The sequence below is a fragment of the Microbacterium sp. G2-16M genome (assembly GCF_055809115.1).
Genome location: NZ_CM147897.1, coordinates 2,387,894 through 2,401,722, shown reverse-complemented (window position 1 = coordinate 2,401,722; position 13,829 = coordinate 2,387,894). Strand labels below are relative to the sequence as shown.

General features: G+C 70.7%; 11 protein-coding genes. 8 read left to right on the top strand and 3 right to left on the bottom strand.

The features are described from left to right. Window position 1: 1 nt before the first annotated feature. Complete coding sequence (locus AC0L6F_RS11425; protein ID WP_274636705.1) at window positions 2–307, bottom strand: chorismate mutase; 306 nt, start codon at window positions 305–307, stop codon at window positions 2–4. 135 nt (window positions 308–442) lie between these two features. On the opposite strand from AC0L6F_RS11425, the gene AC0L6F_RS11420 reads away from it, so the two are divergent. Further along, window positions 443–1,639 carry an AI-2E family transporter gene (locus tag AC0L6F_RS11420; protein WP_473537980.1) on the top strand — a complete coding sequence of 399 codons (1,197 nt, stop codon included), beginning with the start codon at window positions 443–445 and terminating at the stop codon, window positions 1,637–1,639. 5 nt (window positions 1,640–1,644) lie between these two features. On the opposite strand, the gene AC0L6F_RS11415 is transcribed toward AC0L6F_RS11420, so the two are convergent. Both AC0L6F_RS11415 and AC0L6F_RS11410 read right to left on the bottom strand, forming a co-directional pair. Continuing rightward, the gene (locus tag AC0L6F_RS11415; protein ID WP_473537979.1) at window positions 1,645–2,802 is read right to left on the bottom strand and encodes a lactonase family protein; all 1,158 of its coding nucleotides are present in this window, start codon (window positions 2,800–2,802) and stop codon (window positions 1,645–1,647) included. Continuing rightward, window positions 2,802–4,088, bottom strand: coding sequence for an adenylosuccinate synthase (locus AC0L6F_RS11410; RefSeq protein WP_274636702.1), 1,287 nt, complete (start codon window positions 4,086–4,088; stop codon window positions 2,802–2,804). Before AC0L6F_RS11410 ends, AC0L6F_RS11415 begins: the two co-directional genes overlap by 1 nt. A 107-nt stretch (window positions 4,089–4,195) precedes the next feature. Between AC0L6F_RS11410 and AC0L6F_RS11405 the strand changes: the two genes are divergently transcribed. The 7 genes from AC0L6F_RS11405 to AC0L6F_RS11375 all read left to right on the top strand — a co-directional run bounded on the left by AC0L6F_RS11405 (window position 4,196) and on the right by AC0L6F_RS11375 (window position 13,778). Then, window positions 4,196–4,918 (top strand): Pr6Pr family membrane protein, encoded by a 723-nt coding sequence (locus AC0L6F_RS11405; RefSeq protein WP_274636701.1) that lies wholly within the window; start codon window positions 4,196–4,198, stop codon window positions 4,916–4,918. Window positions 4,919–4,928: 10 nt separating this feature from the next. Next, complete coding sequence (gene argG / locus AC0L6F_RS11400) at window positions 4,929–6,359, top strand: argininosuccinate synthase (RefSeq protein ID WP_274636700.1); 1,431 nt, start codon at window positions 4,929–4,931, stop codon at window positions 6,357–6,359. 122 nt (window positions 6,360–6,481) lie between these two features. Then, window positions 6,482–7,093, top strand: a complete 612-nt coding sequence (locus AC0L6F_RS11395) for a TetR/AcrR family transcriptional regulator (RefSeq protein ID WP_259610888.1) — start codon at window positions 6,482–6,484, stop codon at window positions 7,091–7,093. Beyond that, window positions 7,090–7,947 carry a hypothetical protein gene (locus AC0L6F_RS11390; RefSeq protein WP_473537978.1) on the top strand — a complete coding sequence of 286 codons (858 nt, stop codon included), beginning with the start codon at window positions 7,090–7,092 and terminating at the stop codon, window positions 7,945–7,947. Before AC0L6F_RS11395 ends, AC0L6F_RS11390 begins: the two co-directional genes overlap by 4 nt. Beyond that, entirely contained in the window at window positions 7,944–9,845 is a 1,902-nt protein-coding gene (locus AC0L6F_RS11385) for a YhgE/Pip family protein (protein WP_473537977.1), read from the top strand. The genes AC0L6F_RS11390 and AC0L6F_RS11385 overlap by 4 nt, the downstream gene beginning before the upstream one ends. A 184-nt stretch (window positions 9,846–10,029) precedes the next feature. Next, window positions 10,030–12,630: a penicillin acylase family protein gene (locus AC0L6F_RS11380; RefSeq protein ID WP_473537976.1), complete on the top strand. Its 2,601-nt coding sequence runs from the start codon at window positions 10,030–10,032 to the stop codon at window positions 12,628–12,630. A 320-nt stretch (window positions 12,631–12,950) separates the two neighbouring features. Next, on the top strand, window positions 12,951–13,778 hold the full coding sequence (locus AC0L6F_RS11375) for an aggregation-promoting factor C-terminal-like domain-containing protein (protein ID WP_473537975.1): 828 nt from the start codon (window positions 12,951–12,953) through the stop codon (window positions 13,776–13,778). The last annotated feature ends 51 nt before the right edge of the window (window positions 13,779–13,829 follow it).

Genomic DNA, 13,829 nt, shown 5'->3' with positions numbered 1-13,829 from the left:
GTCAGCCCTCCTCGGCGGCCGCCTCGTGATGGCGGATGACCTCGGCCACGACGAACCCGAACCACTTCTGGGCGAACTCGGGGTCGAGGTCAGCCTCTTCGGCGAGGCGGCGCAGCCGTCCGATCTGCTGCTCCTCCCGAGCCGGATCGGACGGCGGCATCCGATGCACCGCCTTGAGCCGGCCGACCTGCTTGGTGCATTTGAAGCGCTCGGCGAGCAGATAGATGAGTGCGGCGTCGATGTTGTCGATGCTGCCCCGCAGTCGCCGGAGCGTGTCGATCGGGTCGGCGTTGCCGTCGTCGGTCATGGCGTCCTCCCTGCATCCGCCCGCACGCGAGCGCGCGAATTCGAGGGTATCGCGCACACCGCTTCTGCCCGCGCCGCATGACGGCGCGCGGCATCCGTCCCGGTCCCGGACCCACCCCGCCCATAGAGTGTCTGCATGACCGACGCCACCAGCGAGTCCGCCGCAGCATCGGATGCCGCGGCATCCGCCCCCGCACCGGTGACGACCGCGCCGAGCGGCTCGACCGGCGCCGCCACCGACGCCATCGCGGCGCAGTCCGGCGAGGCCCCGCCGTCGCGCACGTTCTGGGCGAGCCTGAACCACCCGTTCGCCCTGGGCTTCTTCGTCACCCTGGGCGCCCTGGTGGCGATCCTCCTCGGCCTGGCGGTATCGAACCTGTCGACCGTGATCATCTACGTCGTGTTCGCCCTGTTCGCCGCCCTCGGCCTCGACCCGGTGGTGCGGTTCCTCGAGCGGCACGGCGTCACGCGCGCGTGGAGCATCGTCATCGTCTTCACCGGGTTCGCGGTGATCCTGGTCGGCGTGCTGTGGCTGATCATCCCGACGGTGGTCCAGCAGATCAGCCAGTTCATCAGAGACATCCCGGCGCTCATCGCGAACTTCCAGAACTCCGCGCTGTTCGCCTGGCTGCAGGACAACCTCGGCGACCAGGTCGGCGACATCCTCAAGCAGATCCAGGGCTTCCTGACCAACCCGTCGAACATCGCGGCCATCGGCGGCGGCGTGGTGAAGGTCGGCATCACCATCGGCACGACGATCTCGGGGCTGATCATCGTCCTGGTGCTCAGCCTGTACTTCCTCGCGTCGCTGCCCGCCATGAAGGTCTCGTTCGCGCGGCTGACACCGGCGCGCAACCGGCCGACGGTCACCTCGATCACCGAGCAGATCACCAACTCGATCGGCGGCTACCTCGGCGGCATGGTGGTGCTGGCGTTCTTCAACTCGATCGTCGCGTTCCTGCTCTACACGTTCCTGGGGCTGCCGTTCCCGCTGCTGATGGCGGTGGTGGCGTTCTCGATCACGCTGATCCCGCTGGTCGGCTCGGTGCTGTTCTGGATCATCGGGTCGATGATCGCGCTGTTCTCCAGCCCTCTGGGTGCGCTGATCTTCGCCATCATCTACCTCATCTACATGCAGATCGAGGCGTACGTGCTGACCCCGCGCGTGATGAACAAGGCGGTGTCGGTGCCGGGCTCGCTCGTGGTCATCGGCGCGCTCGTGGGCGGCACCCTGCTGGGGCTGCTCGGGGCGCTCGTGGCCATTCCGGTCACCGCGTCGATCCTGCTCATCATCAAACAGGTGCTGATCCCCCGCCAGGACGCGAAGGTCTAGCGGGATCAGCGCGTCGGCAGCAGGCAGGTCGGCGACGGCACGGCGGTGCGGTACCGCACCCGGCCGGGCACGCCGGAGTGCGCGTCCAGCGTGAGCGAGGCGACCTCGTTCGAGCGCTGGCCTGCCGCCAGCAGCGTGTCGCGGAGCACGACGTGGTGCCGCGGCCAGTCCACGCCGGAGTCGACCAGCGCGATCGACTGCAGCTCGGATCCGTCGCCGCGCACGCGCAGCGTGGCGATGGTGTTCGAGCCACGGATGCCGGCGTAGAGGAACTCTCCGTCGCGGGATGCCGCCAGCTCGGCCGCCGTGTCGTCGTCGAGCAGGCCCGGGGCCAGCGGAGTGCCGCCGACCACGCGCCAGGTCGCCGATGCGTCCGGCACGAGCACGAACACCTCGCGCGAGAGCTCGGTGATCACGTACAGGTGGCCGCTGGGGTGCCAGCGCATGTGCCGGGGACCGCAGCCGCGCGGCAGCACGACGGCGCCGGCGGGCCGCAGCCCGGTGGCTGCCGGGCGCCAGAACCGCACGAGGTCCAGACCCATGTCGGTCGTGGCCACGAGCCCGCCGGGCAGGAAGATGGCCTGGTGCGTGTGCGACGTGCGCCCCCCGGCGTCCCCGTCCCTGTCCCCGTCATCCTCGTCTCCGCCGCCATCCCCGCGAGGGTCGGAGGCGGGATGCCGCAGGTCGACCGCCCCGGCGAACAGCTGTGCGTCGGACTCGGCGAAGGGGTCCGGCTCGGCATACGGGTCGACCGCCGCCTCGGCGATCACCGGCGCGGACGGCCGGCCGTCGGCATCCAGGCTCATCCGCACCACGCGCCCGTCGCCCCAGCAGGATGCGACCAGCGAGCCGCCGTCCGGCGCGACCGCGACGTGGCAGGTCAGGGCGCCGGCGTCGACCGGCGCGCCCAGCCTGGTGAAGGACGCCTCGCCCGTGCGGGCGAATGCCTGCACGGCGCCGTCCGCCTCGAGCGCGGCGTAGACCACGTCCCGCGCGGGGTGGGCGGTGATCCACGACGGCGACCCGCCGGTGGCCACGGCATCCCCCGCGAATCCGAGCGGGCCGCCGGCCAGCACGTCGTCCGCGGCGCCGGCCAGCAGCGTGCCGATGCCGGTGGCCGCGCCGTCCATGTCGGCGGTGTAGCCGCCCGTGAAGAGCCGCATCAGTCGACGAGGTCGTGGCGCACGACCACCGCATCGCGAGCCGCGCCGACGCCGATCACCGAGATGCGGGTGTTGCTCATGGCCTCGAGTGCGAGCACGTAGTCTCGGGCGGTCTGCGGCAGGTCGTCGAACGATCGGGCCGTGGTGATGTCCTCGCTCCAGCCGGGCAGGTACTCGTAGATCGGCGTGGCGTGGTGGAAGTCGGTCTGATTGACCGGCACCTCGTCGAAGCGGCGACCGTCCACGTCGTAGGCGACGCAGACCGGGATCTGCTCCAGCCCGGTGAGGATGTCGAGCTTGGTCAGCACGAGGTCGGTGATGCCGTTGATCCGGGTCGCGTAGCGGGTGACGGGGGCGTCGTACCAGCCGACCCGGCGCGGCCGCCCGGTCGTGGTGCCGAACTCGAAACCGCGCGAGCGCAGCCACTCCCCCGATTCGTCGAACAGCTCGGTCGGGAACGGCCCCGAGCCGACGCGGGTGGTGTACGCCTTCACGATCCCGACGATCCGGTCGAGCCGGTTCGGCCCGACGCCGGCCCCGGTCGCCGCTCCGCCGGCGGTCGCCGAGGACGAGGTCACGAACGGATAGGTGCCGTGGTCGATGTCGAGCATCGTGGCCTGGCCGCCCTCGAACACGACCACGTCGCCGGCATCCAGCGCCTGGTCGAGCAGGAGCGCCGTATCGGCGACCATCGGCCGGAGCCGGTCGACGTACGACAGCAGGTCGTCGACGACCTCGTCGCAGGTGATCGCGCGGCGGTTGTAGACCTTCAGCAGCAGGTGGTTCTTCTGATCGAGCGCCCCCTCGACCTTCTGCCGGAGGATGTTCTCGTCGAACAGGTCCTGCACCCGGATGCCGACGCGGTTGATCTTGTCGGCGTACGTCGGGCCGATTCCGCGACCCGTGGTCCCGATCTGCCGCTTGCCGAGGAACCGCTCGGTGACCTTGTCGAGGGTGCGGTGGTACTGCGTGATGATGTGCGCGTTGGCGCTGATCTTCAGCCGCGACACGTCCACGCCGCGGGCGGTGAGCGCCTCGAGCTCGCTGAACAGCACCTCGAGGTCGACCACCACTCCGTTGCCGATCACCGGCGTGACGCCGGGGGTGAGGATGCCGCTGGGCAGCAGGTGCAGCGCGTACTTCTCGTCGCCGACCACAACCGTGTGGCCGGCGTTGTTGCCGCCGTTGAACTTCACCACCCAGTCGGTGCGCTCACCGAGGAGGTCGGTGGCCTTGCCCTTGCCCTCGTCCCCCCATTGGACTCCGACGATGACGATTCCTGGCATGAGTGGGCCCCCGGGTTGTGGTCGAACGGGTTACGCCCCATCCTATCGACCGGGCTCCGGCATCCGCGGTCGTATCGCACCGCCGCCCGCTTCCCTACAGTGGGGACATGAGTCGACCCTCGGGCACGTTCGCGACCGTCTGGACGGCGCTCCGGCTCGTGCTGGCCGTCGCCATCCTCGTGGCGGTGATCGCCCAGTTCACGACGTCGATGTCGACCTCCGCCGAGCGGGGCCGGGACCTGGCCACCACCGCGGCGAACTTCTTCAGCTTCTTCACGATCCTCTCCAACGTCGCGGCGGCGATCGTCCTGCTCTGGGCGGCGGCATGGTACTGGACGCGGGGGAAGAGCGCGACCCAGGAGCCGAACGGGCTCGCCCTGGCGCTGGCATGCGTCTCGACGTACATGATCGTCACCGGCGTCGTCTACAACGTGCTGCTGCGCGGAATCACGCTTCCGCAGGGCAGCGAGCCGATCCCCTGGTCGAACGAGATCCTGCACCTGATCGCGCCGCTCTTCCTGCTCCTGGATGTGCTCCTCGGCGCGCGGCGACGATCACTGCGCCGGCGCGCGCTCTTCGTCATCGCCGCCTTCCCGATCGCCTGGGCGGTGTACACGCTCGTGCGCGGCCCGCTCACGACGAGTCCGGTGACCGGCGACGGCTGGTGGTACCCCTACCCCTTCCTGGATCCGCACAATTTCGCGAACGGCTACGGCACCGTGGCGCTGTACATCGTCGCGATCGCGATCGTGATCGTGGGCGTCGGCGCGGCGGTCGTGTGGACGGGGCGGAAGCGGGCGGCGCGGGTGCGGCATCCCGCCTCTTTGTAGACTTGGGCGCATGTCCAAAGTCCTGCAGTCCCTGCCCGTCGGCGAGCGCGTCGGCATCGCCTTCTCGGGCGGTCTTGACACCTCGGTGGCCGTCGCGTGGATGCGCGACAAGGGCGCCGTGCCCTGCACCTACACCGGCGATCTGGGTCAGCCGGACGAGGACGACATCGAGGCGATCCCCGGCCGTGCGCTCGAGTACGGAGCCGAGGTCGCGCGGATCGTGGACTGCCGGCGCGCCCTCGTCGAGGAGGGCCTGGGCGCCCTCGCGTGCGGCGCGTTCCACATCCGCTCGGGCGGTCGCACCTACTTCAACACCACGCCGATCGGGCGCGCCGTGACCGGCACCCTGCTGGTGCGCGCGATGAAGGAGGACGGCGTCGACATCTGGGGCGACGGCTCCACCTACAAGGGCAACGACATCGAGCGGTTCTACCGCTATGGGCTGCTGGCGAACCCGGCGCTGCGCATCTACAAGCCGTGGCTGGACGCCGACTTCGTCAGCGAGCTCGGCGGCCGCCAGGAGATGAGCGAGTGGCTCGTCGCGCACGGCTTCCCGTACCGTGACTCGGCCGAGAAGGCCTACTCGACCGACGCGAACATCTGGGGCGCGACCCACGAGGCGAAGACCCTGGAGCACCTGGACGTCTCGCTCGAGACGGTCGAGCCGATCATGGGCGTGCGGTTCTGGGACCCGGCCGTGCAGATCGACACCGAGGACGTGACGATCGCGTTCGCCGAGGGGCGCCCGGTGGCGCTGAACGGCGTCGAGTTCGGCGACCCGGTCGAGCTCGTGCTGGAGGCCAACCGCATCGGCGGACGGCACGGCCTGGGCATGAGCGATCAGATCGAGAACCGCATCATCGAGGCGAAGTCGCGCGGCATCTACGAGGCGCCGGGCATGGCCCTGCTGTTCATCGCGTACGAGCGCCTGGTCAACGCCATCCTCAACGAGGACACCCTCGCCACGTACCACGAGCAGGGGCGGCGCCTGGGCCGGCTGATGTACGAGGGCCGCTGGCTCGAGCCGCAGTCGCTCATGCTGCGCGAGTCGATCCAGAAGTGGGTGGGCTCGGTGATCACGGGCGTCGTCACCCTGCGGCTGCGCCGCGGCGAGGACTACACGATCCTGGACACCGTCGCCGCACACTCGTCCTATCAGCCGGAGAAGCTGTCGATGGAGCGCGTCGGCGACGCCGCGTTCGGTCCGGTCGACCGCATCGGGCAGCTCACGATGCGCAACCTCGACATCGCCGACTCGCGGGGCCGGCTCGAGCAGTACGCCGGGCTGGGACTGATCGGCGGAGCGACCCGCGACCTGGTCGGACAGCTCGAGCAGGGCGCCGCCGACGAGATCTCCGAGGCGGGATCCGAGACGCAGCAGGCGGCCGCGGCGGTCAACGAGGCCGTCGAGGGCGCCGCCTTCGACGCCGGCACCGACTGAGGGCCGGCGCCGACTGAGGACTGGCGCTTCCGAGGACGAGCGGACCGCGGCATCCTGCGAGTTTGCACAGTCTTGTGCAAACTATTTGTGCACAGAGGTGTGCAAGTTCTATCCTGGATGTCGTGAACACAGCACTTCCCCCGCGTCGGCGCGACGCCGAGCAGAACCGGGCGGGCATCCTCGGCGCGGCACTCTCCGTCCTCGCCGACGACCCGGCGGCCTCGGTCGACACCATCACGCGCGCGGCCGGCCTGACCCGTCGCGCCTTCTACGGTCATTTCGCCGACCGCGATGCGCTCATCGACGCGGTGATCGCGAGCGGCGCCGAGCGGTTCAATGCGGTCGCGGCGGCCGTGACCGACGACGACCCGCGCGTCGCCCTCGCCCACCTGGCCCGCGAACTGTGGGCCGAGGCCGAGCACGTGCACGCCGCGGCGGCCCTCGCACTGCAGGATCGCCTCGTCGCCCGCACCGCCGATGCCCTGGCGCCGGTGCGCGCGCGGCTCGCCGAGATCTGCGCGCGCGGCTACGAGCGGGACGTGCTGCGGCGCGACATCCCGCCGACGGTGGCGGCGCGTCTGGTCGAAGAGGCCGCGCGCGGCGTCATCACTCGGGTCGACCCCGAACTCGCCCGGGATCACCGACTCGCCGCGCGGGCCGTGCTCGGCGCCGCCGGTCTGAGCTGGACCGAGTCCGATGCGCTGTTGGCCGAACCGGCGGAGGAGCGGGAATGAAGATCGAACTCCACGCGGTCGCCAAGGGGCCGCAGCGGGCTCGGGCGCTGGATCCGGTGTCGGTGTCGTTCGCGACCGGGCAGGCGGTGCTGATCGAGCCCGAGACCGAGCAGCGACCCACCGTGCTCGGCCTGGTCGCCTCGGGGCGGATGCGGCCGGACGCCGGGCAGGTCCTGCTCGACGGCGCAGACGCCGGCCGCGAGATCCGTCGCCGGGTGGCACTCGTGGATGCGCCGGAGGTCTGCGATCCGGCCCCGAACGTCACCGTGCTGGGGCTCGTCGAGGAGGAGCTGATGTTCGCCGGACGCGCGTCGAACGTCATCTCGGCCCGCCGGTGGCTGGATGAGAACGGCTTCGCCGGATTGGTGCGGATGCCGATCTCGGCCGTCGCCGCACGAGACCGCGTGGCGCTGCTGCTCGAGCTGACCGCGCTGCGGCGCGACGTCGAGGGCATGGTCCTGGTCTCGCCGGATCGGCACGGCGGAAGCCCGTTGGACTGGTGGGAGGTCGTCGACGGCTTCGCCGCCCGCGGGTACGCCATGCTCGCGATCACCGGCAGGGCCGCCGCGATGGTGCTGCGCGCCGTCTCGCCGGAGGCTGAGGAGGAGGCCGGGCCTGAGGCTGAGCCTCTTGACGAGCCGACGGGAGAAGAAGATTCCGCCGAGGGAAGGACGTTCGAGGACTCGGGCATCCTTCTCTCGCCCGAGTCTCCCGCCGTCGCAGACGAGACGTCCGACGAGCCACTCGCCGACGAGGCGTCCGAGCCCGAGGCATCCGAGCCCGAGGCATCCGAGCCCGAGGCATCCGAGCCCGAGGCATCCGACGACGCACCCGAGCCCGAGGAGGACCGGTGAAGATCCCCGCGATGATCACAGCCGAGCTGCGGCGGCTGACCTCGACGAAGATGGCCGTGCTCGCGCTGATCGCGCTGATCGCCGTGCCGATCCTGTACGGCGGGCTGTACCTGTGGGCGAACCAAGACCCGTACGGCCAGTTCAGCGAAGTGCCGGTGGCGCTGGTCGTCGAGGATGACGGCGTCGCGGCATCCCACGATGCGGATGCCGTGAACTACGGCGATCGGGTGGCGGACGAGCTGCTTGCGGGCAAGGCGTTCGACTGGCACCGCATGACGGCCGCCGACGCCGCCACTGCCCTGCACGACGGCGAGGTCGATTTCACCGTGACGCTGCCCAGCGATTTCTCCGCGGCGCTGACCAGCGTCTCGGGCGCTGCTCCGCACCAGGCGCTGATCGAGCTGGAGACCAACGACGCCAACAACTACCTCGCGTCCACGATCGGCGACCAGGCCGTCGAGAAGATCCGCCGCTCGGTGGCTGAGCTCGTCGGCCGCGAGGCCGCCGGGCGGCTGCTCACCGCGCTGTCGGACATCCGCGGCAGCCTGGTCACAGCGGCCGATGGCGCCGCCCAGCTCACCGACGGCGCGGCCCAGGCGGGGACGGGCGCCGCGACGCTGCACGACGGTGCGACCGACCTCGCCTCCGGCGCGAGCACCCTGGCGACCGGCGCCCATCGAGTCGCCGACGGCTCAGCACAGCTCGTCACGGGCGCGCAGAGTCTCACGGCGGGCGCGCAGCAGGTCGCGGCCGGCACCCGGCAGATCGCGGACTATGCCGACCGCGCAGGCACGGCCGTGCAGCGGGTCACGGATGCGCTGCCCACCGCCCGCGCCGACATCACCCGCGTGCTCGCCGACAAGGGACTGGATGCCGCCGACATCGATGTCGTCCTGGCTACGCTCGACCCGCTCGCCGAGAAGGCGCGCGCCGGCGATGCGCAGGTGCAGGCCGCCGTCGACAAGGTCGACCAGCTCGCCACCGGGGCCGACCAGGTCGCCGGAGGCGCCGGCGAGCTCACCAGCGGTGCGCGTCGAGTCGCCGACGGCGCATCGCAGGTGGCGGACGGGGCGGATGCCGCGGCCTCCGGATCCGCGCAGCTGCGCGACGGCGCCGCCCGGCTGCAGACCGGGCTCGGCACCCTCACGGACGGCGCGGCCGAGCTGCGCGACGGCCTGCGCGACGGGGTCGGACAGATCCCGGCATCCACCGCCGACGTGCGGGCCGCGCAGGCCAAGACCATCTCGGACCCGGTGGATGTGCACTCGGCGAAGGCCGCATCCGCGGCGAACTACGGCGCGGGACTGGCGCCCTTCTTCGCGGCGCTGGCGGGCTGGATCGGCATCTACGCCCTCTTCCTGATCGTCAAGCCGGTCTCGCGTCGGGCGGTGACGGCCCTGCGCCGGCCGGTGCGGGTGACGATGGCCGGTTGGCTGACGCCGGCCCTGCTCGGCGGCGTCCAGATGGTCGGACTGTTCGGGGTGCTCGCGCTGGCCCTCGGCTTCGGGTTCGCGAACCCGTGGGGCACGCTCGGCGTGATGGTCGCGGCATCCTTCACCTACGCGGCCATCATCCTTGCGCTGAACGTGTGGCTCGGCTCGGTGGGCCAGTTCCTCGGGCTGGTGCTGATGGTGCTGCAGCTGGTCGTGGCCGGCGGCACGTTCCCCTGGCAGACGCTGCCCGCGCCGCTGGCCGGGCTGCACCACGTGCTGCCGATGGGCTACGTCGTCGATGCCATGCGGCAGCTGATGTACGGCGGCGACCTGGCGCGTGCCGGGGGCGACCTGCTCGTGCTGGCCGCCTGGCTGGTCGGGGCGCTCGTGCTCGCGGCGCTCGGTGTGACCCGGATGACCCACCGCCGCACGCTGCGCGACCTGCAGCCCAGCCTGATCGGCTAGCCGCCCCCGCCCCCTCCTCCTCCTCGTTGAAATCGTACGATTTGGCCGAATGCACATCAGTTTTGGCCGAGATTGATGTGCACCCGGCCAGATCGTACGATCCCGAGGCGAAGACGGGGGACGATACGATGCCAGGATGCCTGCGTCACCCGAACCCGCGGGCGCCCGCACTGAAAGAGCGTCAATGTCGCACACGTCCCCCGTGCCCGAGTCCGCCACCCCTGGCACCCCCGGCACCCGGCCGAAGCGATCGCTCGGCCGCAGGATCGGGATCATCGCGTTCGCGGTCGTCGCCGGACTCACCGCGATCGCCCTCGTCGCCGCCGGCGTCGTCACGTTCACGATCCAGCGCTCGTTTCCGCAGCTGGACGGCACGGTCACGGCACAGGGTCTGAACCACGCCGTGACGGTGCAGCGCGATGACCGCGGCATCCCCACCCTCACCGCCGCGGACCCGCACGACCTGTTCTTTGCCCAGGGGTACGTGCACGCGCAGGACCGGTTCTGGGAGATGGACTTCCGCCGGCACGTCACCAGCGGCCGGCTGTCCGAGCTGTTCGGGAAGTCTCAGCTGGGCACCGACCGGTTCCTGCGGACGCTGGGCTGGCGCGCCGTCGCCGAGAAGGAGGTCGACCTCCTCTCGGACGACGCGAAGGCGTACTACCAGGCCTACGCCGATGGCGTGAACGACTACCTCGCCGCCCACGACGGCGCCGCCGTCTCGCTCGAGTACGCGGTGCTCGGCCTGCAGAACCCGGACTACACGATCGAGAAGTGGACGATCGCCGACTCGCTCGCGTGGCTGAAGGCGATGGCGTGGGATCTGCGCTCGAACCTCGTCGAGGAGACGTCCCGCGCCCTGCTGGCCGCCGACGGCTACTCCGCGGCGCAGATCGACGAGCTCTACCCGAAGTATCCGTTCGATCAGAACCCGGTGATCGTGCCGACGCTGACCACGGATGCACCGAAGGCCAAGGCGCCCCCCACGTCGGTGGCTCCGGCATCCGTGACCTGGTCGCACGTCGACTCCGTGATCGAGGCGGCCAGCGCCCTGGTCGGCGGGGCCGGCGAGGGGATCGGCTCCAATTCGTGGGTCGTCTCGGGCGACCTGACCGCCTCGGGCAAGCCGCTGCTGGCCAACGATCCGCACCTCGGCGCAGCGATGCCCAGCGTCTGGCATCAGATCGGCCTGAAGTGCGCCACGGTGTCGGCGAAGTGCCCGTTCGACGTCGCCGGATTCGGCTTCTCGGGCGTGCCCGGGGTGATCATCGGCCACAACGCGACGATCGCCTGGGGCTTCACGAACCTCACCACCGACGTCACCGACCTGTACCTGGAGAAGATCCAGGGCGAGAAGTACTGGCGCGACGGCACGCTCGTGCCGCTGACGATCACGCACGAGAAGATCAAGGTGGCCGGAGGGAAGGATGTCGATCTCGAGATCCGCTCGACGAACAACGGTCCGATCATCTCGAGCGTGAACGGCGACGACGAGACGATCGCGAAGGATCCGCACACCGGCACCGGCGGCACCGTCACCGCCCCGACCGATGCGCCCGACGGCGAGACGGCGGTGGCCCTGAAGTGGACCGCGCTGACGCCCGGCACCACCGCCGAGGCGATCTTCACGCTGGACACGGCGCAGGACTTCGCCGGGTTCCGCGCGGCGGCGCGGCAGTTCGACGTCCCGGCGCAGAACCTGATCTACGCCGACATCGACGGCAACATCGGCTACCAGGCGCCGGGCAAGCTACCGCTGCGCGGCAAGGGCGACGGGTCGATGCCGCAGCCGGGATGGGATCCGGCGTACGACTGGAAGGGCTTCATCCCGTTCGAGAAGCTCCCCGTCTCGTACAACCCCGATTCGGGCTACATCGTGACCGCGAACAACGCGATCGTGGGCAAGGACTACCCGTACTTCCTCACCGATGACTGGGACTACGGTTGGCGCGCCGCGCGCATCGTCGACCTCATCGAGCGCAGGTCCGCCTCGCACAAGCTGACCGCCGAGGACATGCGCACCATCCAGGCCGACACGGACTTCTGGATCGGCAAGAAGCTCATCGCCGCGTACTCGGACATCACGGTCGACGACAAGGACGTGCAGTCGGCGCTGGACCTGTTCGATCTGTGGGACGGCCACAACGACGTCGACTCGGCGGCCGCCGCGTACGCCAACGTCGTCTGGGACGAACTGGCGCAGGATCTGTTCTCGCGTCGGGACGCCCCGGCGCCGGTCACCGACCAGGCCCGGCTGTTCCTCGTCGTCGACACGCTGCTCGGCCAGCCCGACTCGTCGTGGTGGACCAACGACACCATCGGCGTGTCCGGCCGGGACCAGATGCTCGCCAAGGCCGCGACCGACGCCTACCGGCGCCTTGCGAAGACCGAGGGCCCGAACCCGGAGAGCTGGACGTGGGGCGGCATCCACACCCTCACTCTGACCAACGGCTCGTTCGGCACCAGCGGGATCGCGCCGATCGAGTGGCTGTTCAACCGCGGGCCGTTCCCGGTCGGCGGCGGCTCGTCGGTGGTGGATGCCACGGGCTGGGACATCGGCGACGACTTCAGCGTCGTCACGGTGCCGTCGATGCGCATGGTCGTCGACCTGTCGGATCTGGATGCGTCGACCTGGAACAACCTCACCGGCGAGAGCGGTCACGCGTTCCATCCGAACTACTACGACCAGACGGATGCCTGGCAGCATGTGACCCCGCTGCCCTGGCCGTTCTCGGCCAAGGCGGTCGCCGCCGACGCCACGCACACGCTGGTACTGGCCCCGTAGTACCGCGCCCGACGCACGTCGACACGCCGATTCGTTATCGGACCGTTATCACCTCCCGGTCAGGCTTCTCGGATGAACCGTCCAGAAACCGCCCTTACCGTGGTCCAGTCCGCCGTTCGGCACCCGAGTCGTGGGGTGGATGTCTCGGTCCGGCCTCCGCGGTCGAACGGTTTCAGCATCCTCCGTCGCCGTGCGCTGGAGGACATGCCGTGCCGAGAGGACCAGCCCGTCCGGGTTGCGCGAGCTGAACGCGTGCCTGTCACCCACCGCCCCACAGGAGCGGTGGGCACACGGCGGGACAGCATGAACATCGGAGCCCCGTGCGCCTTCGCACCCTCACCCGCCCCCGCAAGTTCCTCCTCGCCGCGGTGACCGTCGCCGCATCCCTCGGAGTCGTCGCCGTTCCCGCCAGTGCCGCCCCGCGCACCGCCGTGGCCGTCGCCGACCCGGTCGCGGCCCCCGTCGTGCGCACCGTGGACCGCGATGCCGCCTACTTCGCCAGTGTCGCCGTCGGCACCGCGAAGCTGGCCCACGGCAAGGTCAGCACCGGCAACCTGGGCGTGCAGATCGCTCTCGTCGAGCAGTCCGAGAGCATGTCGGCCGACACCGCGAAGACCCTGACCGCCGATCTGCGCAAGATGACGGCATCCGTCGCCGCGCAGGTGGTGCACCACGACAAGGTCCAGGCCAAGAAGGCCGCCGAGGCCAAGGCCGCCAAGGAGCGCGCGCGCAAGGCCGCCGCCGCCGAGGCGAAGCGCCAGGCCGCCGCGCGTGCCGCCGAGCAGGCGTCGGCCCGCTCCGCCGCACCGGCCTCGGTCGGCTCGTCCGCACCCGCCTCGTCCGGAGGCAACTCCCCGTCGGCGGCCCGCGCGTTCGCGCGCAGCTACATGGCCGGCACCTACGGCTGGGGCGGCGACCAGTTCTCGTGCCTGAACTCGCTGTGGAACCGCGAGTCCGGCTGGAACTACCACGCCGCCAACCCGAGCGGCGCGTACGGCATCCCGCAGGCCCTCCCGGGCTCGAAGATGGGCGCCGGCTGGCAGGACAGCGCCACCGTCCAGGTCAAGTGGGGACTGGGCTACATCAAGAGCCGCTACGGCACCCCGTGCGGTGCCTGGGGCCACTCGCAGGCCAACGGCTGGTACTGACCCGCCCGGCGACCCCGCCGCCGGCGGCGGGCGGCGGGCGGCGCAGCCGCG